The organism is Aeromonas salmonicida, from assembly GCF_028355655.1.
Lineage (GTDB): Bacteria > Pseudomonadota > Gammaproteobacteria > Enterobacterales > Aeromonadaceae > Aeromonas > Aeromonas salmonicida.
Genome location: NZ_CP110645.1, coordinates 4,164,659 through 4,190,326, shown reverse-complemented (window position 1 = coordinate 4,190,326; position 25,668 = coordinate 4,164,659). Strand labels below are relative to the sequence as shown.

The 25,668-nt window shown below is 58.1% G+C and carries 24 protein-coding genes and 1 tRNA gene; 17 read left to right on the top strand and 8 right to left on the bottom strand.

Annotation, left to right across the window (positions count from 1 at the left end; translation table 11 throughout):
- Positions 1-4 precede the first annotated feature (4 nt).
- Positions 5-460, bottom strand: a complete 456-nt coding sequence (locus ONZ54_RS19480) for a DNA polymerase III subunit chi (protein WP_005315744.1) — start codon at positions 458-460, stop codon at positions 5-7.
- A 174-nt stretch (positions 461-634) separates the two neighbouring features.
- Positions 635-2,143 carry a leucyl aminopeptidase gene (gene pepA, locus ONZ54_RS19475; RefSeq protein ID WP_271786945.1) on the bottom strand — a complete coding sequence of 503 codons (1,509 nt, stop codon included), beginning with the start codon at positions 2,141-2,143 and terminating at the stop codon, positions 635-637.
- Between the two features lie 172 nt (positions 2,144-2,315).
- Here pepA and lptF point away from each other — a divergent pair, with 172 nt between their 5' ends.
- Entirely contained in the window at positions 2,316-3,428 is a 1,113-nt protein-coding gene (gene lptF / locus ONZ54_RS19470) for an LPS export ABC transporter permease LptF (RefSeq protein ID WP_271786944.1), read from the top strand.
- 25 nt (positions 3,429-3,453) lie between these two features.
- Positions 3,454-4,524 (top strand): LPS export ABC transporter permease LptG, encoded by a 1,071-nt coding sequence (gene lptG / locus ONZ54_RS19465; RefSeq protein ID WP_005315733.1) that lies wholly within the window; start codon positions 3,454-3,456, stop codon positions 4,522-4,524.
- Between the two features lie 72 nt (positions 4,525-4,596).
- Here the strand turns inward: lptG and ONZ54_RS19460 are convergent, their stop codons facing one another.
- Positions 4,597-5,118 carry an RDD family protein gene (locus ONZ54_RS19460; protein ID WP_165484172.1) on the bottom strand — a complete coding sequence of 174 codons (522 nt, stop codon included), beginning with the start codon at positions 5,116-5,118 and terminating at the stop codon, positions 4,597-4,599.
- A gap of 143 nt (positions 5,119-5,261) precedes the next feature.
- Between ONZ54_RS19460 and ONZ54_RS19455 the strand changes: the two genes are divergently transcribed.
- The 4 genes from ONZ54_RS19455 to ONZ54_RS19440 all read left to right on the top strand — a co-directional run bounded on the left by ONZ54_RS19455 (position 5,262) and on the right by ONZ54_RS19440 (position 9,428).
- Positions 5,262-5,347: transfer RNA gene (locus ONZ54_RS19455), tRNA-Leu, on the top strand.
- Positions 5,348-5,952: 605 nt separating this feature from the next.
- The gene (gene amt, locus ONZ54_RS19450; protein WP_017412704.1) at positions 5,953-7,398 is read left to right on the top strand and encodes an ammonium transporter; all 1,446 of its coding nucleotides are present in this window, start codon (positions 5,953-5,955) and stop codon (positions 7,396-7,398) included.
- 191 nt (positions 7,399-7,589) lie between these two features.
- Positions 7,590-8,942, top strand: a complete 1,353-nt coding sequence (gene rlmD / locus ONZ54_RS19445) for a 23S rRNA (uracil(1939)-C(5))-methyltransferase RlmD (protein ID WP_059169429.1) — start codon at positions 7,590-7,592, stop codon at positions 8,940-8,942.
- Between the two features lie 303 nt (positions 8,943-9,245).
- Entirely contained in the window at positions 9,246-9,428 is a 183-nt protein-coding gene (locus ONZ54_RS19440; RefSeq protein WP_087757137.1) for a hypothetical protein, read from the top strand.
- Here ONZ54_RS19440 and tppF read toward each other — a convergent pair.
- On the bottom strand, positions 9,397-10,008 hold the full coding sequence (tppF, locus tag ONZ54_RS19435) for a type IVa pilus pseudopilin TppF (RefSeq protein WP_271786943.1): 612 nt from the start codon (positions 10,006-10,008) through the stop codon (positions 9,397-9,399). The genes ONZ54_RS19440 and tppF overlap by 32 nt on opposite strands.
- Before the next feature lie 43 nt (positions 10,009-10,051).
- Here tppF and ONZ54_RS19430 point away from each other — a divergent pair, with 43 nt between their 5' ends.
- The 7 genes from ONZ54_RS19430 to deoD all read left to right on the top strand — a co-directional run bounded on the left by ONZ54_RS19430 (position 10,052) and on the right by deoD (position 17,254).
- Positions 10,052-10,840: a TatD family hydrolase gene (locus ONZ54_RS19430; protein ID WP_271786942.1), complete on the top strand. Its 789-nt coding sequence runs from the start codon at positions 10,052-10,054 to the stop codon at positions 10,838-10,840.
- A gap of 213 nt (positions 10,841-11,053) precedes the next feature.
- Positions 11,054-12,328 (top strand): NupC/NupG family nucleoside CNT transporter, encoded by a 1,275-nt coding sequence (locus ONZ54_RS19425; protein WP_005320408.1) that lies wholly within the window; start codon positions 11,054-11,056, stop codon positions 12,326-12,328.
- A gap of 123 nt (positions 12,329-12,451) precedes the next feature.
- On the top strand, positions 12,452-12,622 hold the full coding sequence (locus ONZ54_RS19420; protein WP_005320410.1) for a XapX domain-containing protein: 171 nt from the start codon (positions 12,452-12,454) through the stop codon (positions 12,620-12,622).
- 403 nt (positions 12,623-13,025) lie between these two features.
- A complete protein-coding gene (gene deoC, locus ONZ54_RS19415; protein WP_271786941.1) occupies positions 13,026-13,799 on the top strand; it encodes a deoxyribose-phosphate aldolase in 774 nt (257 codons plus the stop codon).
- A 106-nt stretch (positions 13,800-13,905) separates the two neighbouring features.
- Positions 13,906-15,237 carry a thymidine phosphorylase gene (deoA, locus tag ONZ54_RS19410; protein WP_059112475.1) on the top strand — a complete coding sequence of 444 codons (1,332 nt, stop codon included), beginning with the start codon at positions 13,906-13,908 and terminating at the stop codon, positions 15,235-15,237.
- Positions 15,238-15,251: 14 nt separating this feature from the next.
- Positions 15,252-16,460: a phosphopentomutase gene (locus tag ONZ54_RS19405; protein WP_271786940.1), complete on the top strand. Its 1,209-nt coding sequence runs from the start codon at positions 15,252-15,254 to the stop codon at positions 16,458-16,460.
- A 77-nt stretch (positions 16,461-16,537) separates the two neighbouring features.
- Positions 16,538-17,254, top strand: coding sequence for a purine-nucleoside phosphorylase (gene deoD / locus ONZ54_RS19400; RefSeq protein ID WP_005320418.1), 717 nt, complete (start codon positions 16,538-16,540; stop codon positions 17,252-17,254).
- A gap of 74 nt (positions 17,255-17,328) precedes the next feature.
- Here the strand turns inward: deoD and ONZ54_RS19395 are convergent, their stop codons facing one another.
- Complete coding sequence (locus ONZ54_RS19395) at positions 17,329-17,946, bottom strand: AhpA/YtjB family protein (RefSeq protein WP_021140887.1); 618 nt, start codon at positions 17,944-17,946, stop codon at positions 17,329-17,331.
- A 119-nt stretch (positions 17,947-18,065) separates the two neighbouring features.
- Between ONZ54_RS19395 and serB the strand changes: the two genes are divergently transcribed.
- Together serB and ONZ54_RS19385 are read left to right on the top strand one after the other, a co-directional pair.
- Entirely contained in the window at positions 18,066-19,076 is a 1,011-nt protein-coding gene (gene serB, locus ONZ54_RS19390) for a phosphoserine phosphatase SerB (protein WP_271786939.1), read from the top strand.
- Positions 19,077-19,130: 54 nt separating this feature from the next.
- The gene (locus ONZ54_RS19385; RefSeq protein WP_271786938.1) at positions 19,131-20,036 is read left to right on the top strand and encodes an alpha/beta hydrolase family protein; all 906 of its coding nucleotides are present in this window, start codon (positions 19,131-19,133) and stop codon (positions 20,034-20,036) included.
- Between the two features lie 46 nt (positions 20,037-20,082).
- Here ONZ54_RS19385 and ONZ54_RS19380 read toward each other — a convergent pair whose 3' ends face one another.
- Complete coding sequence (locus tag ONZ54_RS19380; RefSeq protein WP_271786937.1) at positions 20,083-22,461, bottom strand: PilZ domain-containing protein; 2,379 nt, start codon at positions 22,459-22,461, stop codon at positions 20,083-20,085.
- Between the two features lie 100 nt (positions 22,462-22,561).
- Here ONZ54_RS19380 and radA point away from each other — a divergent pair, with 100 nt between their 5' ends.
- Positions 22,562-23,926 (top strand): DNA repair protein RadA, encoded by a 1,365-nt coding sequence (gene radA / locus ONZ54_RS19375; RefSeq protein ID WP_005320438.1) that lies wholly within the window; start codon positions 22,562-22,564, stop codon positions 23,924-23,926.
- A gap of 92 nt (positions 23,927-24,018) precedes the next feature.
- Here radA and ONZ54_RS19370 read toward each other — a convergent pair whose 3' ends face one another.
- The gene (locus ONZ54_RS19370; protein WP_005320440.1) at positions 24,019-24,399 is read right to left on the bottom strand and encodes a PilZ domain-containing protein; all 381 of its coding nucleotides are present in this window, start codon (positions 24,397-24,399) and stop codon (positions 24,019-24,021) included.
- Positions 24,400-24,501: 102 nt separating this feature from the next.
- Complete coding sequence (locus tag ONZ54_RS19365) at positions 24,502-24,984, bottom strand: Rsd/AlgQ family anti-sigma factor (protein ID WP_005320446.1); 483 nt, start codon at positions 24,982-24,984, stop codon at positions 24,502-24,504.
- 341 nt (positions 24,985-25,325) lie between these two features.
- On the opposite strand from ONZ54_RS19365, the gene hupA reads away from it, so the two are divergent.
- Entirely contained in the window at positions 25,326-25,598 is a 273-nt protein-coding gene (gene hupA, locus ONZ54_RS19360; RefSeq protein ID WP_005305063.1) for a nucleoid-associated protein HU-alpha, read from the top strand.
- The last annotated feature ends 70 nt before the right edge of the window (positions 25,599-25,668 follow it).

Below are 25,668 nucleotides of genomic sequence, written 5' to 3'. Positions count from 1 at the left end.
GTAGTCAGGGCTGCGCCGGATCCGGTGCGGCAAGGACGGGCTGATCCCTCATCTCGAGGGCATGGCCTGCCTGGCGATAGTGCTTGTAGCGCTCGCGGGCTTGCTGCTTTTGCGTTTCGTCAGTGGGGACAAAATCTACCACTTGAGCGAAGTGTCCTGCAAACAAAGGTGTCTCTCTGGCCAGATTGATGAGGCGGGCGTAGCGCCGTTTCGGCGGCTGATGGCCTATCTCCACCGGCGCCTGACCGCTCTCGCCTTGCAACTGGTGCGGCACGAAACGCTCCGGTGGCAGTTGCCACAACAACTCGTCCAGGCGCAGGGCCTGGGCCTCATCGTCGCAAAACAGGTAGAGGTGGCCTGCGCCCCACGACTCGGCCGCCAGTTGGCAGGCGAGCCGTTCGACGGCGCTGGCCTGTGCGTCATCCTGTTCGTTCATCAGGTAAAAAGTCACTTGGCTCATCAGGTTGATCCCGTTTTGCGGTGACGGACTATTGACCGCCGAAGAGGCTGACAGGGAGTTTTCCCGCCTGCTGCTCACTGATTCAAGAATGAAACAAGGAAGAGGCGGGCCTCTTCCTTGTGGTACTGGGCAACTCCCGGGCTTCCGATGCATTCATCGAAAGGGGCAGGGGAGTTACTCTTTTTCTTCGATATCCACGCCTGCCCGGTTGAGCAGGAACTGGGTCAGCAGGGGAACCGGACGACCGGTGGATCCTTTGTCCTTGCCACTCTTCCAGGCGGTCCCGGCGATATCCAGGTGAGCCCAGTTGTACTTCTTGGTGAAGCGTGACAGGAAGGCGGCAGCGGTAATGGTACCGGCCGGACGCCCGCCTATGTTGGCCATGTCGGCAAACGGGCTCTCCAGCTGTTCCTGATACTCGTCGAACAGCGGCAGGCGCCAGGCGCGATCGCCAGCCTGCTCGGAGGCATTGAGCAGCTCGTGGGCCAGCGGATTGTGGTTGGCCAGCAGCCCCGTGGTGTGGTGGCCCAGCGCTATGATGCAGGCCCCAGTCAGGGTCGCCACGTCGATGACGGTCTCGGGATCGTAACGATCCACATAGGTGAGCGCATCGCACAGCACCAGACGGCCTTCCGCATCCGTGTTCAGCACTTCAATAGTCTGGCCGGACATGGAGGTGAGGATGTCACCCGGGCGATAGGCGTTGCCACCCGGCATGTTCTCGCAACCGGCCAGCACGCCAATGACGTTGATGGGCAGTTGCAACTGGGCCAGGGCGTGCATAGTGCCGAGCACGGAGGCGGCGCCACCCATGTCGTACTTCATCTCGTCCATGCCTTCGGCCGGCTTGATGGAGATGCCGCCCGAATCGAAGGTCAGACCCTTGCCGACCAGCACTATGGGCTTGGCATCGGCGTTGCCCTTGTATTCGATGATGGCCATCATGGCTTCATTCTCGGAGCCACGGGCTACCGCCAGATAGGAGTTCATGCCGAGCTCGGCCATCTCCTGCTCGCCGATCACCTTGGTGGTGATATTGTCGAAAGAGTCTGCCAGACGGCGGGCCTGGGAGGCCAGATAGGCCGGATTGCAGACGTTGGGCGGCATGTTGGCCACGTCGCGGCAGACTCTGACCCCTTTCGCCACGGCCAGACCGTGGGCGATGGCTTTTTCACCAATGGTCAGTTCCCGACGCGTCGGCACATTGAATACCAGCTTGCGCAGCGGGCGGCGCGGCTCGGCCTTGTTGGTCTTGAACTGATCAAAGCTGTAGAGGCCCGCCTTGGTGGTTTCCACCGCCTGACGCACCTTCCAATAGGTATCCCGCCCCTTGACGTGCAACTCGGTCAGGAAGCAGACAGCCTCCATGGAGCCGGTCTCGTTCAGGGTGGTGATGGTCTTGTTGATGATCTGCTTGTACTGGCGTTCGTCGAGTTCCCGCTCCTTGCCACAACCGACCAGCAGCACGCGCTCACTGAGCACGCCTGGTACTTGATGCAGCAACAGCATCTGGCCTGGTTTCCCTTCCAGGTCGCCACGGCGCAGCAGCGAGCTGATGTAGCCATCGCTGATCTTGTCCAGTTGTTCGGCAACCGGAGAGAGACGACGGGGCTCGAATACGCCGACCACGACGCAAGCACTGCGTTGCTTCTCAGGACTGCCACTCTTTACACTGAACTCCATGGAATCTCCTACATCCTAAAGACAAAAGGCACCTTTTATTGAATAATGCGGTGCTTGTTGGGGTATCAGAGGCGGAGCGAACAGCCATAGGCTCCGCAGTTCAAACTGGTAAAAATCCAATATACGGCCCTATTTTTCAGGCATTCGACTAAAAACACAAGTTTACTTGGGAATGACTGTGATCGTTTTCCGATATTTGTTCAGGGAAACCCTGAAAACGCAGCTGGCAGTGTTATTCGTATTGCTGCTTATCTTTGTCAGCCAACAATTTATCAAGATCATCGGCGATGCCGCCGATGGTGAGGTACCGACACGCCTGGTTTCCACCCTGTTGCTGCTCAACCTGCCCAATATGGCGTTGTTGATGCTGCCTATCAGCCTGTTTTTAGCCATCTTGTTTGCTCACGGGCGCCTGTATGCCGAAAGTGAGATGACGGTGCTGCATGCGGTGGGATTCAGTCACCGCTTCGTGATGCGCTGCGCCATGGTGCTGGCCCTGTTGACTGCCGCCGTTGCGGCCTTCAACACCGGCTGGATAGCTCCCCAGGCCAAGGAACGGGAGTATCAGGTGATCGATGAATTCAAGGCCGATCCGGGTATCTCTTTCCTGCAGGCGGGTCGCTTCATGGAGCTCGACAAGGGGCGCCTCGTTGCCTACATCCAGGAGTTGAATGACAAGGGGTCTTTGCTGCAGAAAATCTTCGTGCTGCAACGCTCCCATGATGGCAAGCCGCCCTCTGTGGTGGTCGCGACGGAAGGGGTGGTGACCCTCGACAGCAGTGGCCTGCAATGGTTGACCCTGAAAGATGGTTCTCGCTATGAGGGGCACTTCAGCACCAGGCAGTTCCAGATCTCCGAATTTGACGAGTACAGTCTGGTGATCCGTCAGCAGGAGATGGAGCGTTCCAACCGCAAGGCGGCCGCCAGGCCGACGGTCGAGCTGCTGGGGACTCAGGACAACGGCATGATGGCCGAGCTGCAGTGGCGTATCTCGTTGCCGCTATCCATTCTGGTGCTCACCTTCCTGGTGGTGCCACTGGCGCGGGTCAACCCCCGTCAGGGCCGTTATGCCAAGCTGCTGCCGGCCATCTTGCTCTATCTCTCCTACTTCCTGTTGCTCAGCGCGGCGCGCTCGGCCATCGACAGCGGACGCCTGCCCCATTGGCCGGGTATGTTCCTGGTGCCCCTGGTCTATCTGCTGTTGATCGGCCTGCCGCTCAACTTGCAGGGCACCAGTTGGTGGAACGGGGTGAAAGGACGCTATTTCAACAGAAAATCAGCATGATGCTGCAACTTAGGAATCTCGCCTGATGTTTGGCATTCTCGATAGATATATCGGCAGGGTCATTTTCATGTCGATCCTGTTGTGTGAACTGACCCTGGTCGGGCTGGCTGCGCTCATCAAGTATGTGGAGCAGCTCAAGTCGGTCGGGGAAGGCAACTACGACATGATCAATGCGCTCTATTACGTCCTGCTCTCCATGCCCAAGGAGGCGGTTCAGTTCTTCCCGCTGGCTGCCCTGCTGGGCGGACTCATAGGGCTGGGTCAGCTGGCGACCAGCTCTGAGCTGGTGGTGATGCAGGCGGCGGGCCGCTCCAAGATCAGTATCGTGATGGCGGCGCTCAAGACTGCGATCCCCTTGATGATACTGGTGGGATTGATGGGTGAATATGTGGCGCCCATCGCCAAGCGGATGGCAGACGACGTCAAGGCTGGTGCGCTGTCAGAGGGGCGCTTGACTGTTTCTGCTTATGGGGTCTGGGCACGTGATGGCAACAACTTCGTCAATATCAACGGGGTGCGCAACGATGGCGCACTGACCGGCATCACCCTCTATCGCTTCACGCCAGAGCGTAAACTGATCGATATACTCCAGGCTCGCGAAGGCGTGTTTGAGCAGCATCACTGGCTGCTCAAGCAGGTCCAGATCACCCGTTTTGACGATCCCGCGCAGATCCTGAGCGAGACGCAGGCCCAGATGGAGTGGAGCTCCGAGCTCACGCCCAAGCAGCTCGGTGTGGTGAGTATCGACCCAGAAAACCTGCCGGTGGCCGGTCTGCTCGACTACATCGGCTATCTGGACGCCAACAAGCAGGACGCCGGGCGTTACAAGCTGGAGATGTGGCGCAAGCTGTTGTCGCCGCTCTCCGTGGTGGCCATGATACTGCTCGCCTCCTCCTTCATCTTCGGCCCGCTGCGCTCGGTGAGCATGGGGGCTCGCATGCTGATGGGGATCATGACAGGTTTCGCCGTCTATGTGAGCGATCGTGTGTTCGGGCCCATCAGTCTGGTGTACGCAGTGCCGCCGATCCTGGCCGCCATTGCTCCCAGTCTGTTGTTTGGCGGTATCTCCTTCTATATCTTGAGCCGCAAACAGTAGCGGCCTGCATAGACCAAACAAGAAGGGCACCCACTGGGTGCCCTTCTTGTTATTCATACCCTGCTCGCCAGATCACTTGTTCAGCTGCTCCAGGTTCTCCTGCTTGCTCAACACCACCACTTCGCACTCGGACCAGATGTCCTGAAAGGCACGGGGTGCCTTGCGGTTGAACAGACACATCAGGTTGCCAAGGCCGAATGCCGCCGTCGCCAGCCGGATCAGGGCCTGGGTGATGCGAATGTTGCTGCCATCCGCATTCTGAATGCGCAGTCGCCAGGCGCGCATGCCTATGGTCTGACCGGCACGGGTCCAGAACCAGGTGTAGAAACCGCAGATGATGAAGGCGAGCCAGGCGCTGTAGATCGGACTGGTCAGCAGCCAGGAAGCGTCTTTGCCTTCCGGAATGGTAGCTGCGCCGGTTGCCAGCAGCAGATGCGCTACCCCCATACCGATAAAGCCTGCGATGATCAGCAAAGAGATGACCACAAGATAGTCATAGAGCAGAGCGCCGAGGCGGCGTAGCAGACCAGCCGACGGGTAGTGCGGGGTTGCGGTAGAGACAGGTTTTGGTGAGACGGGTGTACGCTTGGCCATCGTTTTTATTCCATTAATATGATGCGGGCATTCTATGTAACTGACCTTGTATCGGCAAGGCGTTGAATAAATGAGCAAACGAGAGCGTGCACAAGAAAAACACCTTGCATGGCATCGCGCCATTCGTATAATCTCTCGCAGTTGCCCGGGTGGCGAAATCGGTAGACGCAGCGGATTCAAAATCCGCCGATGAATAATCGTGTCGGTTCGAGTCCGACCCCGGGCACCATCAACTAATTCAATGACAAAAGGCCACCCAAGTAGGTGGCCTTTTGTTTTTTCAGTGCCTGAACAGGATGCAGTCTCGCCAAAGTGGCGGCATGTTCATGACTGCGCCCTGTCAGATCCCGGCCAATATCAAAGACTATCCTTGCTGATGACCTTTGATATTGTGTCAATGCTCGCTTCTCTCCACTGCTTTCTCTCTGTATCCGCATTCATCACGGGCGGTAGCCAGGTATATCCCCGTTGTTACCTGCTGTTTGGTCGTCACCGGTCTGTCATCTGTCCTGGCTTATGCTCTGCTCTATTTCGGTGCGAGCGGGTTACCCTGCACAGCATAAGTGCGCCCTTGCTCCCACGCTGATGTACCTTGTGCTCAACTCTGGTGCATTGCTCAGCCTGTATGATTTCAAGGCATTGATCTTAAATGATTTAGTGAGTTGGCCTGTTTTATGCTTTGAGATTGCCATGATGCTGGACAAGTCGATGCACTGCCGAGTAACAGTGGTGCAACAAAGTGGATTCAGTGTGCGGCGTAACTTATGGATTCGATATTCATATCAGGAAATGGACCCGGACTGGTGCCGGGACGACAGGGAAGGAGAAGGCAGTATGCTCAAGAGACTCGTGATGACAGGCCTGTTGGCGCTTGCCGCCTTGCTGGCCAGCCCCAGTTGGGCTGAAGAGGTAATAGTGACCGCATCGGTCGATGTCGTGCAGGCAGCGGTGCCAGTGGTGGCTGCCGTGACCATCAACAAGGGGGACAACACCTGGATGCTGCTCTCTGCCGCCTTGGTGATCCTGATGTCGATCCCCGGGTTGGCGTTGTTTTATGGCGGTCTGGTACGTAGCAAGAACATGTTGAGCGTGCTGATGCAGGTGTTTACCCTGTTTTCTCTCATCTGCGTGCTGTGGGTGATCTACGGTTATTCACTGGCCTTTACCGAGGGCAACAGCCTTTACGGTTCTTTCAGCAAGGTGCTGCTCAAGGGGGTAACCCCTGATTCCATCGCGGCCACTTTCAGCAAAGGTGTCGGTATCAGCGAGTTTATCTACGTGGTGTTCCAGGGGGCTTTCGCGGCCATTACCTGCGGCCTCATCGTGGGGGCTTTCGCCGAGCGCATCAAGTTCGCCGCCGTCTTGCTGTTCTCGGTGATCTGGTTCACCTTCGCCTACATACCGCTGGCCCACATGGTGTGGTACTGGGCGGGCCCGGATGCCTATACCACGGCTGATGCCGCAGCCGCAGCAACGGCGACGGCTGGTTATCTGTTCCAGCATGGTGCACTGGATTTTGCCGGTGGCACAGTGGTGCACATCAACGCCGCCGTAGCTGGTTTGGTGGGGGCCTATTTGGTGGGAAAACGTCTGGGCTACGGTCGTGATCCCATGACACCGCACAGCCTCACCATGACCATGATCGGGGCCTCCCTGCTCTGGTTCGGCTGGTTCGGGTTCAACGCAGGCTCAGCACTGGAAGCCAATGGCATAGCCGCACTGGCCTTTATCAACACCTGGGTGGCCCCGGCCGCCGCAGCGCTCTCCTGGACGATGGCCGAGTGGGTGATGAAGGGGCGTCCCTCCTTGCTGGGAGCAGCCTCAGGTGCCGTCTCCGGTCTGGTGGTGATCACCCCGGCGGCCGGTTTTGTCGGTGTAGGTGGTGGCCTTGTGATGGGCCTGATTGGTGGCGTGGCGGGGCTGTGGGGAGTTCATGGTCTCAAACGCTTGCTTGGCGCCGATGACAGTCTTGACGTGTTTGGTGTGCATGGTGTGTGCGGCATTCTCGGTGCCCTGCTGACCGGCGTCTTCGCCAGCCCGGATCTGGGTGGTACCGGGGTGTGGGACTATGTCACCAACCAGGTTGCGGAGGGTTACTCCATCCTGACTCAGGTGAAGATCCAGGCTATCGGGGTTGGAGTCACCATCCTCTGGTCCGGTGTTATCTCTGTGGTGGCTTTCAAGCTGGTGGATCTGATGGTCGGTCTGCGAGTCAAAGAAGATGCGGAGCGTGAAGGGCTGGATGTCACCACCCACGGTGAGAAAGCTTATAGCCTGTAACCCAGTCGTGGCCCTGTGCCAATAAGAGTGCGCCGCCGGTTATGCCGGCGGCTTTTTTATGTCTGCAAAAGTAGAGTGCGCTTTACCCAACCTTTTATGCCTGCAATTTGGGCAGATCTCCGCTAAACTCTGCCACCCTTAATGGGCTTGCCCCATTTTCCCCATCATTTTCTATGCCTTTGGAGCCGCTCATGCCGTTAGTGGGACATCAACACCAGATCGAGATCCTGGAACTGACTGACAAGGGAGATGGCAAAGGACGCCTGTTCGACCGCCCCCTGTTCGTCGAGGGTCTGCTGCCCGGTGAGCAGGCGCTGGTGGAGCTGACCGAGGTCAAGCCGAACTATCTGCACGGCAAGGTCACCGAGCTGCTCCAGCCCTCTGCCGATCGGGTCGCCGACTTTTGCCCCAACACAGAGTGCGGTGGTTGTCAGGTACGCCCGCTGGCCTATCCGGCCCAGCTCAAGCTCAAGCAGGCTCTGGTGCAGAGCGCACTGGAGCAGGCCGGGTTGGGTAACACCACAGTCAACCCCATCCTCGGCATGGAGAGCCCGTTCGCCTATCGCAACAAGGCCCAATACGCGGTGCGTGGCTGCGAAGCCGGTGCCGAGATCGGCTTTTATCGCAAGCACTCTCACGATCTCATCACCGCCGACGATTGCGCTGTGCAGGACTCGTTGCACGTGGAGCTCAATGCCCGTGTGCGCAACTGGATGCGCGAGCATGACATCGCGGCCTATGACGAGGTGAACCACACTGGCTGCGTGCGCAACCTGATGACCCGCAAGGGTTTCAAGAGCGGTGAGCTGATGGTGGTGTTGGTGACCCTGGGTGAAGCGCTGCCATTCGAAGCGGAGCTGCTGGCTACCCTGAGCGATCTGCCCATCACCACCCTGGTGCAGAACATCAACGATGAGCGCACCAACCGCATTCTAGGGGCCAACAACCGGGTGCTGCTGGGGGAAGGGGTGATCCGCGACAAGATCCATGAACTCGAGTTCGAGATCTCGCCGCTCTCCTTCTTCCAGAACAACCCGACCCAGACTGACGTGCTCTACTCCAGCGCCCTCGAGTATGCCGAGCTGACCGGCAACGAGACTGTGTTCGACATCTATTGCGGTATCGGCACCATCTCCCTCTTCCTGGCTGGCAAGGCCGCCAAGGTGGTGGGGATAGAATCGGTCGAGAGCGCCATCAGCGATGCCCGTCGCAACGCGGCCCTCAACGGCATAGAGCACACCGAATTCCATGTGGGCAAGGCCGAGCAGTTGATGCCCGAGCTGTACGCCCAGGGCGTGACCGCCGATGTGGTGGTGATGGATCCGCCCCGCAAGGGTTGTGACAAGGCGGTACTGCAGACCTTGGTCGCCATGGCGCCGCGCCGTCTGGTCTATGTCTCCTGCAACCCGCAGACCCTGGCCCGCGACCTCGCCTGGTTGGTCAAGCAGGGCTTTGTGCTGGACGAGGTGCAGCCGGTGGACATGTTCCCGCACTCCATGCACGTTGAAGCTGTTGCCAGACTCAGTCTGCCTGCCGGCAAGTGATCTGCCGGTATCGCCATTGATTGAACTGGCCAGATGGCTCTGATAAAAACGACTCCAAATGGAGTCGTTTTTTTATGACAGTGATCCGGCACTGCAGCCAAACAGGGAGGGTGAGCATGACGATTCGTCTGGCAAACGTGGAGGATGCGGCGGCACTGGACGAGGGCTATGTCGACGAGATCAGCATGGGGCTGCTGTTGCCGTCCGAAGCGCCATGATGCCGTTGGCCCGATTGTGCTTGGCCGGTATGAGGCAATGGAGCAGGGTATAGAACCGCTTTATAGCAACCCCAAGGAGCAGACGATGAAAGGTGTCTTGTTACGCTGGTTGGCCCGTTACGATGGCTGGTGTCAGGAGTGGGGACTCACCCCGGAGAACCGGCGCTGCTGCATGCCGGTTCGTTATGATGACGATGAGACAAAGAAGGCTGCGCCAGAGTGCGATGCAGAGTCTCTCAATCAAAATTGCGAGTCACGGCGCCAGTAACGCTGTTGTAGTCAAAACTCAAGCCATCCGGGTAAGCTGGAAAGCGGGAGATGGAGTCACGCAGGGTATAGCGGCAGTTGTCATGGCGCAGCTGTCCGTCGATCTGGGCATCGGCCGGGATGAGTTGTGAGATGTAATCGCTCTCTGCATCAGTATGAAGTTCATCGGTCGCTGTCTGATTGGTATCGAGCAGGCCTTCGAACAGACTCTCGCAATCATCCCGGCTACTGACGGAGATCTGATCACTGTCGCCACCCGGGAAAATGGTATCGGGGCTCTGGCCTCCCTGGTCTTCCTTGGTGCCCACCGGCCAGCCATACCGGTTGATGTCGAGATCCTGCTTACCCATGCCGCTAAAGTTATAGAGTGCCAGCGGCTCCCCTTTCGTCTTGACCGCCCAGCCTGCGTGGGCCAGTTGCACCGCACCGGCAAAGCTGGCTGCGGTGGTGGAGACAGTGCTCTTGAGCGCATCATCCTTGATATTGATGAAGCGGGGCAGGGCGGTGACGGCCAGGATCCCCAGCACTATGATGACCAGCACCAGTTCAATCAGGGTAAAGCCAAGGTTCGAGCGTTTCATTATTGAGTAGACCCATCAAATACGACAAACAGGTGAAAGTGACATGCAACTGATCGACACCCATTGCCATCTCGACTTTCCGGTCTTCGATCCCGACCGGACGGCGCTGCTGGCTGAGTGCCGGCAGTTGGGGGTCAGCGAGTATATCATTCCCGCCGTGGGGGAGGAAAACTGGACCCGGGTGATGGCGCTGAGCAAACAGCATGCGGGCATTGCCTATGGACTGGGTATTCATCCCTGGTACGTGGGCGCCCAGACGCCAGGGGTATTGACCCGGTTGCAAGGATGGCTGGCTGCCCGGCCCCGCGGTCTGGTGGCGGTTGGGGAATGCGGGCTGGATCTGCGCTCCCATGTGCCGCAGGAGGGTCAGCTTGAACTGTTCGAGGCGCAAATCAGGCTGGCCATGGATCATGAGCTGCCACTGATAGTCCACTCGGTACGGGCCAACGATACGGTCGCGAAAATATTGCGACGCTTCAAACCGGCCAGAGGCGGAGTCATTCACGCCTTCAGTGGCTCCCTGCAACAGGGACAGGCGTTCTGGCAATTGGGGTTTCGGTTGGGCGTCGGAGGAGTGATCAGCTTTGATCGGGCCAACAAGACACGGGAGGCGATCCGCGATCTGTCGCTGGAAGCCTTGCTGCTGGAGACGGACGCGCCGGACATGCCGTTGCAGGGTCAGCAGGGGGCGCCAAACACCCCCGCCAACTTGCCAAAAATTGCGCAACTATTGGCCGAGTTGCGGCAACAGCCATTGTCTCATGTTGCTTCGGTGTTACATGAATCCACTTTGCGTACTTTCCAGATTGAAAGAGGCTTTGGTAACATTTGATTAACGCCAGGTTGCGTTTTGCTGAAAGTTGCAGGGAGTAAAAATCGTTTGCGGTCTAATTTGGCGACCTTCAGCGCATTTCATGCTTATAAAATGTGACCAGCATTCTACTTTGTCTTCCCGTAATTAGTATAATGCGCACCCTTGATTGACAGCAGAAATACACAAGTTGTTAACAAGCTGGAAGGTGCTACTAAAGAGGAAGTGTTAATAATGAATTTGATAATGGGTCTGGTGGGGATGGCAACGCTCATCCTTATCGCGGTGCTGTTTTCCAGCAACCGCAAGGCAATAAGAATTCGCACCGTGGCCGGTGCCTTCGCAATCCAGGCTGGTCTGGGTGCATTTGTACTGTATGTCCCTGTGGGTCGCGATATTCTGGTGGGTGTATCTGATGCCGTTTCCAGCGTCATCGGTTATGGCCAGAATGGTATCGACTTCCTGTTCGGTGGCCTGGTCAGCAACAAGATGTTTGAAGTGTTCGGTGGCGGCGGCTTTATCTTTGCCTTCCGCGTTCTGCCCGTCATCATCTTCTTCTCTTCCCTGATCGCGGTTCTCTATTATCTGGGCATCATGCAGTGGGTGATCAAGCTGCTGGGTGGTGGCCTGCAAAAAGTACTGGGCACTTCCCGTACCGAATCCCTCTCTGCGACTGCCAACATCTTCGTTGGTCAGACTGAAGCGCCGCTGGTCGTGCGTCCTTTCATCTCCAAGATGACTGACTCCGAGCTGTTCGCCGTCATGTGTGGTGGTCTGGCCTCCGTTGCTGGTTCCGTGCTGGCCGGTTATGCCTCCATGGGCGTCAAGATGGAATACCTGATTGCCGCCTCCTTCATGGCCGCGCCGGGTGGTCTCCTGTTCGCCAAGCTGCTGGTGCCGGAAACCGAATCCCCCAGCTATGACGAAAACTCTGCCGATGGCGACCTGGAAGACAAGCCTGCCAACGTGATCGATGCCGCCGCTGCCGGTGCATCCGCCGGTCTGCAACTGGCCCTGAACGTAGGTGCCATGCTGTTGGCCTTCATCGGCCTCATCGCCATGATCAACGGTATCTTCTCTGGTGTGGGTGGTTGGTTCGGCATGCCGGAGCTTTCTCTGGAACTGCTGCTGGGCTGGTTGTTCTCCCCGCTGGCTTTCCTGATCGGTGTACCCTGGAGCGAAGCCGTGGTTGCCGGTTCCTTCATCGGCCAGAAGCTGGTTGTGAACGAATTCGTGGCTTACCTGAACTTTGCACCGTATCTGAAGGATGAAGTGCTGATCAACGGCGTGGCCATGTCCGACCACACCAAAGCCATCATCTCCTTCGCCCTGTGTGGCTTTGCCAACCTGTCCTCCGTTGCCATCCTGCTGGGTGGTCTGGGTTCAATGGCACCGAACCGTCGCGGCACCATTGCACGATTTGGTCTGAAAGCTGTACTGGCTGGCTCTCTGTCCAACCTGATGTCTGCCACTATCGCAGGCTTCTTCCTGGCACTGACTGCCATGTAATATTTGCCTGACACTCAGGTAAAGACGAACGCCACAGCGAAATGCTGTGGCGTTCGCGTTTGGGGCGGTGACAACCGTTTTCCTTTCTAAACTAATAATAAAATGAGTCAAATCGGAGGTTATATGAATGAAGTGCTACTGGCGATGGCGGCCGGCTTTATTGTTGGCTTGTTGTTTTCTTTCCTCAAATTGCCGATCCCGGCACCACCCGTCCTGTCCGGGGTGATGGGGATCGTCGGAGTCTATCTCGGGGGCATTGCTTACTCCTGGGTACTCACACGTTTCTTCTCTTGACGCACTTTCCAGTACCGGATTTGCCAGATGTGAGGTACCTCTGAAATTGGCAAATCCGGCTTGCAAACACGGGGTATCTCGGCTGAAATAGGCATTGCCAGCAGGGTGCTGGCATTGACTAATACCCGATCAAGTCGGGTGTTGGCGGTCAAATGGAATTGATTGGGAAGTCGGGTCAGAAGTCGTCGGCCTTTCTCAAGTCTTCATGGAACCAAGTCCGCACTTTTGTAAGAAAGTGACAGGGCTCTTGCCTTATTTACAGTCGTAGTGCCTGCATGGTGCCTGTGCATTCGCGCTGTAATTCCATTCCCGTATCCTGGGGAGTTGTGTCTTGCTGGTTGCGTTGCGACAAGCAGACGCTCGCCCTTGAGATCTGGATTAAATCGAGACTTTGGAGAATAGAATGACTGATCTGAAACTGGCCGCTCAACGCGCCCTGAACCTGATGGACCTGACCACCCTGAACGATGATGACACCGATCAGAAGGTCATCGACCTGTGCCGCAAGGCCAAGTCACCGGCTGGCCTGACCGCCGCTGTCTGCATTTACCCCCGTTTCATCCCCATTGCTCGCAAAACCCTGCGTGAAATAGGTGCCGCCGACGTGCGCATTGCGACCGTGACCAACTTCCCCCATGGCAACGATGACATCGAGATCGCCGTGGCCGAGACCCGCGCCGCCGTCGCCTACGGTGCTGACGAAGTGGACGTGGTGTTCCCGTACCGCGCCTTCATGGCTGGCAATGAACAGGTTGGCTTCGATCTGGTCAAAGCTTGTAAGGAAGCCTGTGGCGACAAGGCACTGCTGAAAGTGATCATCGAGACAGGTGAACTGAAAGAAGAGGCGCTGATCCGTCGTGCTTCCGAGATCTGTATCGATGCCGGTGCCGATTTCATCAAGACCTCCACCGGTAAAGTGCCGGTCAATGCGACCCCGGAAGCGGCCCGCATCATGATGGAAGTGATCAAGGCCAAGAACCCGAAAGTTGGCTTCAAGCCGGCCGGTGGCGTAAAAGATGCCGCTGTCGCGGGTCAGTACCTCGCCATGGCCGAAGAGATCCTGGGCAAGGAGTGGGTCTCCGCCCGCACCTTCCGCTTTGGTGCATCCAGCCTGTTGGCCAGCTTGCTGGCCACACTGGGGCATGGCGACAAGCCTGCCAACACCAGCGGTTACTAAGTTGATGAGAGGGCGAGCGCAGCTCGCCCTGTTATGCCCCCGCCAGACGGCGCGCGGGCAGGGATAACGGCTTATGTAACGCCAGCAATGGCGGAGGGAATGAAAGATGTTTTTGCCTCAAGAAATTATTCGTAAGAAGCGCAACGGTGAAGCGCTCAGTACCCAAGAGATTCAATTCTTCGTTCAGGGCATTACCAACAACACCATAGGCGAGGGCCAGATTGCGGCGCTGGCGATGGCGGTTTACTTCAAAGACATGACCATGGATGAACGGGTCGCCCTGACCTGTGCCATGCGTGATTCCGGCATGGTATTGAACTGGGAGCACCTCAATCTGGGGGGCCCCATTGTCGACAAGCACTCTACCGGTGGCGTGGGTGATGTGGTCTCCCTGATGCTGGGCCCCATGGTCGCCGCCTGCGGTGGCTTCGTGCCCATGATCTCCGGTCGTGGCCTGGGTCATACCGGTGGTACTCTGGACAAGCTGGATGCCATTCCCGGCTACCAGACCTCGGTCGACAACGATCGTTTCCTGAAAGTGGTGAAAGAGGCGGGTGTGGCCATCATTGGCCAGACCGGCGATCTGGCGCCCGCCGACAAGCGCATCTATGCGGTACGCGACATCACGGCGACCGTTGAATCCATCGCCATGATCACCGGCTCCATCCTCTCCAAGAAGCTTGCATCCGGGCTGGAAGCGCTGGTGATGGACGTCAAGGTGGGGTCAGGTGCCTTCATGCCGACCTTCGAAGCGTCCGAAGAGCTGGCCAAGAGCATAGTGGCAGTGGCCAACGGTGCCGGTTGCCGCACCTCTGCCCTGCTGACCGACATGAACCAGGTGCTGGCCTCCAGCGCCGGTAACGGGGTGGAAGTGCGTGAAGCGGTGCGTTATCTGACCGGTGAATATCGCAACCCGCGCATTCACGAAGTCACCATGAGCCTGTGTGCCGAGATGCTGATCTCTGCCCATCTGGCCAGCGATGACGCCGATGCTCGCCGCAAACTGCAGGCGGTGCTGGACAACGGCAAAGCGGCCGAGATCTTCGGTCGCATGGTCACTGGCCTTGGTGGTCCGTCCGATTTCATGGAACGTTATGACAGTCACTTGCCCAAGGCTGCTATTGTGCGCCCTGTGTATGCAGCCAATGCCGGCTTCGTGACCGCCATGGATACCCGCGAACTGGGTCTGGCCGTGGTTGCCATGGGTGGCGGTCGCCGCGCGGCGGGTGACAAGCTCGATTACGCCGTCGGTCTGACCGACTTTATCCGACTGGGTCAAAGCGTCGATGCTGACAAGCCGCTCGCGCTGATCCACGCTCAAACTGAAGATCAATTTGCTCAGGCTGCCAGCATGGTGCAGGCGGCCGTCAAGATCGGTGATACCCAGCCCCAGGCGTTGCCTGAGGTTTACCGTCGCATCGGTCTGGCTGATTTGTAACAAGGGGAAAACCCATGAAACGTACCTTTATTCTGATGATGGACTCTTTCGGTATTGGCGCTGCTGCCGATGCCGACAAGTTCGGAGATGTGGGCGCCAATACCCTTGGCCATATCGCCAAGGCCTGCGCGGCGGGTGACATTGAAGGCCGTGGCGCCCTCAATCTGCCGAACCTGAACAAGCTGGGTCTGGGCCATGCGGGCGAACTCGCTTCCGGCTACTTCCCGGAAGGGTTGAAGAAGGATATCGAGGTTGTCGGTGCCTACGGTTTCGCTCAGGAGCTCTCTTCCGGCAAGGACACTCCGTCCGGCCACTGGGAGATTGCAGGTGTGCCCGTGCTGTTCGAGTGGGGCTACTTCACCGATCACCACAACAGCTTCCCACAGGAGCTGCTGGACGCCATCGTCGAGAAGGCTGGGCTGTCGGGTTACCTCGGCAACTGCCATGCCTCCGGTACCCAGGTGCTGGATGACCTTGGCGAAGAGCACATGCGCACCGGCAAGCCGATCCTCTACACCTCTGCCGACTCCGTGTTCCAGATCGCCTGTCACGAAGAGACCTATGGCCTCGAGAAGCTCTATGAGCTGTGCCACATAGTGCGCGTGCTGCTGGAGCCCTACAACATAGGCCGCGTCATCGCGCGTCCGTTCGTGGGCAGCGGCAAGGGCAACTTCAAGCGTACCGGCAACCGTCACGACTACTCTGTGCTGCCGCCGGCGCCGACAGTGCTGGATTACATGAAAGAAGCGGGTGGTCAGGTGGTCTCCATCGGCAAGATCGCCGACATCTATGCCAACCAGGGCATCACCAAGCAGGTGAAGGGCACGGGTCTGACCGAGCTGTGGGATCGCACTCTGGAAGAGGTGAAAGCGGCCGGTGACAACACCATCGTCTTCACCAACTTTGTCGACTTCGACTCCTCCTACGGTCACCGCCGTGACGTCAAGGGCTACGCCGATGCGCTGGAGTACTTCGACTCCCGCCTGCCGGAGCTGTTCGAGATACTGCAGGACGGCGATGTGGTGGTGCTGACCGCCGACCACGGCTGCGATCCGACCTGGGGTGGCACGGATCACACCCGTGAATACATCCCCGTGCTGTTCTTCGGCAAGCCGGTCAAGGCGGGTTCCGTCGGTCGTCGCGAGACCTTTGCCGACATCGGCCAGAGCATAGCGGCCTACCACGGTTTGCCGAAATTGGAATACGGTACCAGCTTCCTGTAATTTACCCGCCCGTCACCCAGGTGGCGGGCAACCAATAAAGACAATAAAACTCAACCTAGTGTGAAGGAATCAAGAGAATGGCAACTCCTCATATCAATGCGAAAGATGGCGCCTTTGCTGATACCGTACTGATGCCGGGTGACCCCCTGCGCGCCAAGTACATCGCCGAAACCTTCCTGGAGAACGTCGAGCAGGTGTGTGACGTGCGCAGCATGCTCGGCTTTACCGGCACCTACAAGGGTCGTCGCATCTCCGTCATGGGCCACGGCATGGGCATTCCGTCCTGCTCCATCTACGCAAAAGAGCTGATCACCGACTACGGTGTGAAGACCCTGATCCGTGTGGGTTCCTGTGGTGCCGTGCGTGAAGACGTGAAACTGCGCGATGTAGTGATCGGCATGGGTGCCTGCACCGATTCCAAGGTCAACCGTCTGCGCTTCAAGGATCACGACTTCGCTGCCATCGCCGACTTCGACCTGGTCGCCAATGCAGTGCAAGCCGCCAAGAACAAGGGCGTACCGGTGCGTGTGGGTAACATCTTCTCCGCCGACCTGTTCTATACCCCGGATCCCTCCATGTTCGACGTCATGGAAAAATACGGCATCCTGGGTGTCGAGATGGAAGCTGCCGGTATCTACGGCGTGGCCGCAGAGTACGGTGCCAAGGCATTGACCATCTGCACCGTCTCCGACCATATCCGTACCGGCGAGCAGACCACCTCCGAAGAGCGTCAGCTGACCTTCAACGACATGATCGAAATCGCGCTGGACTCCGTCCTGCTGGGCGACAAGTAATCCCCATTCACATCATGCAAAACGGCGACCCTAGGGTCGCCGTTTTTTTATGAGTCGACTGTCCTGTTGCCGGTTCAGCTTGCCGGCGTATCCGATGAGGGCGGACTCTTCTTCTTGTGTTTGCGCACCCGCATGTAGTTGCGGCGTACACCATAGGAGATAAGCAGACCGGCCAGCAGCGCCACCAGCAGCATCAGCCGCTGTTTTTCCTGAATCACCTTGAGCCGGGTGTCCTTCTCCGCCAGTAATTGATGCTCTTCCAGCGTGATGCGCAGGTAACCCAGCGTCTGTTCCTCATCCAGTATCTCCTGCACAAACTGGATGCGTCCCTTGCCCTGTTCAGGCAGCGACTTGTTGTCACCGCCGATGGGGAGCAGGCTGTCCAGTGGCACGGCCTGATCCGATTGGGCGAGGGGAATGCCACGGGCATCATAGAGGGTGGCATCGAGGATCTCGGGCTCGGCGGCCAGATCCTGGGCCAGCCGCTCCAGCTCGCTGTTTTTGTCCTCCTTGATCCAGCGTTTCATGTCGCGGGCAGCATAGGCGACCAGTGCCTGCGCCCGGTTGCGCGCCTCGCTGTGCAGCGAGGCCTGGCTCTCGCTCTGCATGTGGATGAGCACACCGAGCACCCAGAGGCCGAGCAGTATACCGGCGCCCAGGCTGAGAACGCGTTTGATGGGAAGATGACGCAAGCGTTGAGCCTCCTGATGACAAGCGGTGGCGGGATCTTGGCGCTTGCCTGTACAAAAAGCAATACGCTACTCTGGGCCAGTTTTGTAACCCCATGATCACCAAGGAAGGCTCTATCTCTATGCTGTTGTCCCAATTACCCGCTGCCTTGTCCGAGTGGCCAGAGTGCCTGCACAGCGCCCCCTGGTGGCAGCTGACGCCACAAGCCTTGCTGCCCGTTGCCCAGCCGCTGGACGGCGCCTGGCTGGTGCTGTTTGGCAAGCCTCTTGCCACCCGCCATCTGGCGTGTCTGGCCGAGCTGCTGGCGGCGCAGGATATTCAGGCGCAGCTCTATCCGCCGAGCACACCAGCCGGGGTGCCCTTGCTGTTGCTGGGCACGGACAGGTTTTCCCCCGAGCTGGTGCAGTTGCTCAAGGCTGAAGCGTGGGACATCGACATCTGCCATCTGTCCGCGCTGCCGACCCTGAGCGAGCCCGGCTTGCTGGTAATGGACATGGACTCTACCGCCATCCAGATCGAGTGCATCGACGAGATTGCCCGTCTGGCTGGTGTGGGAGATCAGGTTGCCGCCGTGACGGCCGCCGCCATGCAGGGCAAGCTGGAGTTTTCCGACAGTTTGCGTAATCGGGTCGCCCTGTTGGCGGGCGCACCAGTGACCATTCTCGATGAGGTGGCGGCTCAGATGCCCTGGATGCCAGGGCTGCAGCTGATGGTCGATACCCTCAAGCAGGCCGGTTGGAGGGTGGCGATCGCCTCGGGCGGTTTCACCCGTTTCGCTGGTGAGTTGCAGCAGGCGCTGGGGCTGGATGCCATCTTCGCCAACGAGTTGGCAGTCGAGGGGGCACAGCTGACCGGCCAGGTGAGCGGGCGCATCGTCGATGCCAGCGTCAAGGCAGACGTGCTGCAACAGCTGGCGACCGCGTTCGGTATTCGTCCTGCCCAGACAGTGGCCATTGGCGATGGCGCAAATGATCTGAAAATGATGGGGGTGGCCGGACTCGGCATCGCTATTCACGCCAAACCGCTGGTGCGGGCCCAGGCTGCGGCCACCCTAAACCATCATGACCTGGAAGGGGTGATCTGCCTGCTGGGGGCTCTTGCCTGTCGCGATCGTCGCTGGGATCGCAGCTGACCCCTGATTAGCCGCGCACAACTGACCCCACGTCACGGAGGACGTCACATCGAGATGGAACTGTTACAGCAATCCCTGTTTATCCCCTGTGGCGCACATCAACTGCATGTGCGCCACATACAGCCGCGGGTGGCGGTACATGGCGAGCCGATCCTGATGGTGCATGGCGCCATCGAGAATGGCCGCATCTTCTACACCGAATCGGGCAAGGGGCTGGCCTGCTTTCTGGCACGCCACGGTTATCAGGTCTATGTAGCCGATCTGCGGGGGCGGGGCTTGAGCACTCCGGCCATCGCCGAGCAGTCGGAGCATGGCCAGCATGAGTTGATCACCGAGGATCTGCCCGCCTTGCACAGCTGGATTGCGGCGCGTCACAGCGGTTTCAAGCTGCACTGGATGGCCCACTCCTGGGGTGGCGTCATCATGGCCTCGACCCTGGTGCGTTTTCCTGAGCTGATCGAGCAGATCGCCAGCCTGGTGTTTTTTGGCACCAAGCGCGGGGTATCGGTACAAAACCCCGAGCGCTGGTTGAAGGTGGATCTCATCTGGAATCGACTGGCGCCCTGGCTGGCCCGTCGTACCGGTTTTCTGGCGGCCCGCCGTCTGAAGATGGGGGCGGATGACGAACCGCTGCGCTACTTGCAGGAGACGATTCCCTGGGTCAAATGTGGTCCCTGGCAGGACCCGTTTGACGGCTTTTCCTATGACGAAGCCGCGGCGCGGGTCAACTGGCCGCCGCTCTGGATGATCTCGGCCAAGGCTGACAAGGTGCTGGGTCACCCGACCGATGTGCGTCGTTTCACTGCCGAGATGGGGTCAGCTGCGCGCCACACGAGGCTTGGCAAGGATAACGGCAACCGGCTCGATTACGATCACATCAATATGCTGACTGCGCCGCAGGCGCAGGAGGATCACTTCCCGCAGATCCTCGCGTGGCTGCTCAACCCGCAGGCGGCATGACAATAAAAACAGGGCGCATGTTGCGCCCTGTTTCGTTCAGGCGGGTTCAGTGTTGCGGTGCAGTGATGCCGAGCCGGAACAGGGTGGCCTGACTGGTATCGGTCAACTCACCCACGCCCACCACGCTCCACAGCTCCTCTTCCAGCTTTTTGGCCTTGTGAATAGCGAACTTGGCGATGTAATCCAGCTCGTTGGCGATGAAGTTGGTGTCGGGTCGCCCGGTGCGGGAGATGCCGACCAGCACAGAGTAGAAGTCCCCCTGGCGCAAGGCCTGTTCGATGAAGCTGCGTTTTTCCGCCAGGCTCTGAAAGCTGCTGGCCAATCGGCTGGTAAACACGGGCAGGCCGGCTGGCGTATGCAGGCTGGCGATGTAGACCTCTTCCTCCTGGGGCTTGTCCTCACGCTCGATGGCGCGCAGCGGGTTCATGACCAGCTGTTTGAGCAGGTCTCCCTGGAACAGGGGATAGAGGTTGTCTTGATCGCTGCGCTCGGCATAGGCCCGCAGCAGACGTGACAGGCTGCGCGTATGAGGGGCATGGCCGATGGAGGCCGGTCTCGGAGCTCCCTTCAGTTTGTTGATGTACACAGGGGTACTGAAGACATGGTGGGTGTAGATGTTGCGCAGCGCCCTGGCCATGCCGCGATAACGGCGCTGTTCCTGCGCCGCCTTGAGTTTGTTCTGGTTGCTTTCGATCAGCAGGCTGAAGAACTGGCGGCCGGTATGGCGCTCCGGGTCCCCCTCGATGCAGAGATGCAGCACAGTCCGTGTCTGGTTGATGCTGACCAGCCGGTAGGAGAGGTGTTGCAAGTCCATGCTCTTGGAGAGCTCCTGCAAACGGGGCAAGGCGATGGTGACTATGTCGTCTTTCGCGCAATCGATAGCCTCTTCCAGCTCTATCTGCATGCCGTGGGCCGAGATGTCGCGAGTCCAACCTAGCCATGCCTTGCCATTATGCTTGATGGCAACGGCAGTCTTGTGGATGTAGCGTGCCTCTTTGCGCAGTTGAACATAGTGCAGCGTCTCGATTTCAAAGGGGGCCGCCCCTGTATCGTGGCCGAAGCGCTGCAACTCGTTGGCGTTGTGCTGCAAAGTGGCGTCGTATTGAAACTCTTCCCGCTGGTTTTCAAGGCCAATCTCCTGCAACAAGCCGACATGGCTTATCTGCTTGAGCCGCTCTTGCAGCAGCATGTCCTGCAACTGCAGGCTCTCCTGGTTCTGTTGGCTGGCTAGATCTGCCTCGTGCAGCGCGCAGCGTTCGAGGCTGAATTTATAGACGCGCCAGCTGGGCCGACGAGCACCAACCTGGAAAAATAGTGAGGTCAGGCCGCTCTGCTGCAACTCTTCCAGGGTGGCGGAGAAAAAATAGAGGTGGCTGCGAACCGAGTGGGTGAAGCAGTAGATCAGGGTCTCACGCAAGGTACCCGCTGCGGGCAGCAGTGATTGCATACGGGCTGCCGAAAAGAGGCTGGCGAGCATGTCGCGGTTCTTGGCATCGCGCCAGTATTCGAGAATGTGCTGGTTATTCTCGGTGCGAAGGGCAATCTCGAGGCTGGGGCTGTCTCCCGAGCCGAAGAACAGCGGCATGCCGGTCATGCGAGGCAGGTAGAACTGCTCGTAGCCCTTGATGATGGCGGCCGACAGCAGGTAGTCGACACTGACCCGATAGCGGCTCTTGTTGTTCTCGATAAATTCCGTGAGGAAGGCATCAAAACCCGGGTGCTCACCTGTCTTGACCAGCCTCAGCCAATATTTCCCCTCCTTGCTCTCTTCCCCCAGGATTTGGTAGCTGACCGGTTGGTGCAGCACTGGGTTGGGATGGTCCCGTTCCAGGCCGGTAAAGAAGACTTCGACCTGGGCACCGGTCTGGTAATTGGGCAGATAGGAGACAGAGACGCGAATGCCGCCGATGGAGAGATCCGAGCTTTTGGCAAACAGCTTTTCTCCATCGGCAAACTTGATCACCACGGGGGAGCTGAAGTGCATTCGCTCCTGACGTCGACCATAGTAGCTGGCGAAGGGAATGGCATTGACGTCGAATTGTCGAAAGGGGCTGGTGGGCGGCTGCAACTGATTGTCGCTCTTGTGCTGGTGGTGCTTCTGCCAATATTGCAGCGTCTCGTACACGCCGAGGGTGTACAGATCGCGATAGAGATAGCATTGGGACTGGAACAGGCCTATGGCCTCGGCAGGCATGAAGTGGGTGACCCCTTCAAACTCATGAACCAGGCACTCCTCTCCCAGTTCGTCACGCATGTCGATGACCCGCCGGCAGGGAGTACATCTGCGCTTGATCTCCATCTTGATCAGAAAACGGCTGTTGCTGTTTTCACCTTGAGTCAGGCGGTTGAAGATGTCATCGAAATCTTTTTCTCTGAGCAGAGGAATGAGCTGTTCGATCAAGTGTTGTTGTTGTTCTGAATCCATGTGTTCCTGCCACGGAAAGTCATTTTTCCGATTCTGGGTTTGATCTGTCGGTCGCAAACAAGTATATCAAGCAGGAATTCATCCTGTCCCCGAGTTATCCATGGCCAAAAATAAAACTGCCTATGTTTGTACCGAATGTGGTGCCGACTTCACACGCTGGCAAGGCCAGTGTGGTGAATGCAAGGAGTGGAACACCATCACCGAGGTTCGTCTGGGGTCGGTGACGCCGGGCAAGAACGCCCGCTATACCGGCTACGCTGGCGCCATCGGCAGTCAGGTACAGACGCTGGCGGAGATCGCCACCACAGAGATCCCCCGCTTCTCCTCGGGTTTCAAGGAGCTGGATCGGGTGCTCGGCGGTGGTGTGGTGCCAGGTTCTGCCATTCTTATCGGCGGTAATCCGGGGGCGGGCAAGTCCACTCTGCTGCTGCAGACCATGTGTGGTCTGGCCGAGCGGATGAAGACCCTTTATGTCACGGGAGAAGAGTCGTTGCAGCAGGTGGCTATGCGCGCCGGCAGGCTGGGCTTGCCCACCGACAAGCTGCGGATGCTGTCGGAGACCAGCGTCGAGCAGATCTGCATCATAGCTCAGCAGGAGCAGCCGCAGATCATGGTCATCGACTCCATTCAGGTGATGCATGTGGCGGATGTGCAGTCATCCCCCGGCTCCGTCTCCCAGGTGCGGGAGGCCGCGGCCCTGTTGACCCGTTATGCCAAGCAGAATCACGTCGCCATCTTCATGGTGGGCCACGTCACCAAGGACGGCACCCTGGCAGGCCCCAAGGTGCTGGAACATTGTGTCGACTGCTCAGTGCTGCTGGATGGTGCCAATGACTCGCGTTTTCGCACCCTGCGCTCCCACAAGAACCGCTTCGGTGCCGTCAACGAACTCGGTGTGTTCGCCATGACGGGGCAGGGCATGCGTGAGGTGAGCAATCCCTCAGCCATCTTCCTCAGCCGGGGTGAAGAGCAGGCGCCTGGATCCATCGTCATGGTGATCTGGGAGGGCACCCGGCCACTGTTGGTCGAGCTGCAGGCGCTGGTGGATTACTCCCAGCTCTCCAACCCGCGTCGGGTGGCGGTGGGGATGGATCACAACCGGCTTGCCATGCTGCTGGCTGTGCTGCACCGTCACGGCGGGCTGCAGATGGCGGATCAGGATGTCTTCATCAACGTAGTGGGGGGCGTCAAGGTTGAAGAGACCAGTGCGGATCTGGCTCTCTTGCTGGCCATGGTCTCCAGTTTTCGTGACCAGGCCCTGCCCAAGGATCTGGTGGTCTTTGGCGAAGTGGGTCTGTCCGGCGAGATCCGGCCCGTGCCGTCTGGCCAGGAGCGGTTGCAGGAAGCGGCTAAACATGGTTTCCGCCGTGCCATAGTGCCCTATGCCAATGCACCCAAGCACCCTATCGAGGGGATGGAAGTGGTACCGGTGAAGAAGCTGGCAGATGCGCTTGAGGCGTTGTAACCCCACATCCAGCGTTGTTTGCACAGTGTGAAGATTCAGCAATAAAAAGGAGCGCAAACCAGCGCTCCTTTTTATTGGTTCTGGACTGGTATTCAGGGATGAGGATGTTCCAGGTGCTCATCCAGCAGTTGTTCCAGTTCGCGGTGGAGCAAGTCCTCGTCGCCGACATTGAGCTCTATCATCCGCTTGAGGTGGGTCGCACTGTCGATATCGATATGGTGGCAGTAGAACCCTAGTTTCTTGCTGGCTTCATGGGTCAGCTCCACCTGCATCTTGATCTCGATGTCGCTGCCGCTCAGGACAAAGCCGAGTTCATACTCTTTGTTATCACGGCTCTCCCAGTCATCGGGCCGGATCAGAAGCGCCCCTTGCAGAGAGACATCGACCAGTTGGGTCCGCCATGTTTTATCTCCCTGGACGAGGTCGGCCATGGTCAAGTAGAGGATCCGTGAGAAACGGCGACGCTCGGACATTATCATCTCCTGTCAGCAATAGGGATTAGCGCTATAAGGTCATGACATAGAGTGTAATGCACCTTGCGCATCAGGATCTTGAACTGGCTCCGAAATTGGATATCAAACCCGTTGGGCGCTGAGTGACTCTACCACTTGCAGTGCCTTGACCAGCCGATCTTCCTGTTTGAAGCGATCCTCCAGCACAGGGCCCAACTGATTCAAATCCTCATCAAGCAGCAACATTTGAGCTTCGTCTGCATTGCTGTACTTGTCGTTGAATTCCAGTGCGAATTCAGTGCATTCCCGAATATGGGGATAGATGCGCTTGGCCAGTTCCAGCTTGTCACCGCTGGCCTGTTCAAAGGCGGCGACCACATGGTTGTAGATCTCGAAGTGACCGGCGCTGACGTAGTCGACCAGCTGATCGCAAAAGCGTTGCAGCTCGGATGGACTGGGCAGTGAGCGTTGTTTGTTGCGGGCGGGGGTCAGCCCGGCGAGCCGCATGTATTCGACCAGCAGTGCCTGCCTGGCATCCAGCCAGTCATCGATAGCACGGTGTTTTCCTGCCAATGCGCGCTTTGTTTTTTCCAGTTCAGTTAACATAATCCCTCCGTGGGGCATAGGCATGGAGTGCTATCGCTACAGGCCTCCGGCCTTTCTTATTGACTGACGACACTCTCTATAACTAGGGAAAATCCGGTTGACCGTCAATAGGTGTATGGGGATATTGTTACGTCAGGTGGTGTTTTGGCTACAAGACGTCATCATTTGTTCTCCCCTTCCTGTCGCTCACGATAACGAAGTGGCGAGATATGTGACTATTTCCGCAGATCTTGATGAAAACCCCAGCATTCAAGCCAATCTGGCTGATAAAGCCTTTGCCTGAGTGTTTTTTTTTGAATAGAGTGGCCCGGTGCTAAATGCCCGATCATAAAGGAAATGTTATGAACAAAGCTCAACTTGTCGATGCAATTGCAGCCAAAGCAGATCTGAGCAAAGCTCAGGCCAAAGTGGCTCTGGAAGAGATCATCAATGGTATTACCCAGAGCCTGAAAGAAGGCGATGCCGTGCAGTTGGTGGGTTTTGGTACCTTCAAGGTGAACCATCGCGCTGGCCGTACTGGCCGTAACCCGCAGACTGGTAAAGAAATCCAGATTGCAGCCGCGAATGTGCCGTCCTTTGTGGCAGGCAAGGCGCTGAAAGACGCCGTCAAGTAATCGTGCAAAACCCGGCGCCAGCCGGGTTTTTTATTGCCATCGTCAGCGGAATTTGTTTCAGATACACTCA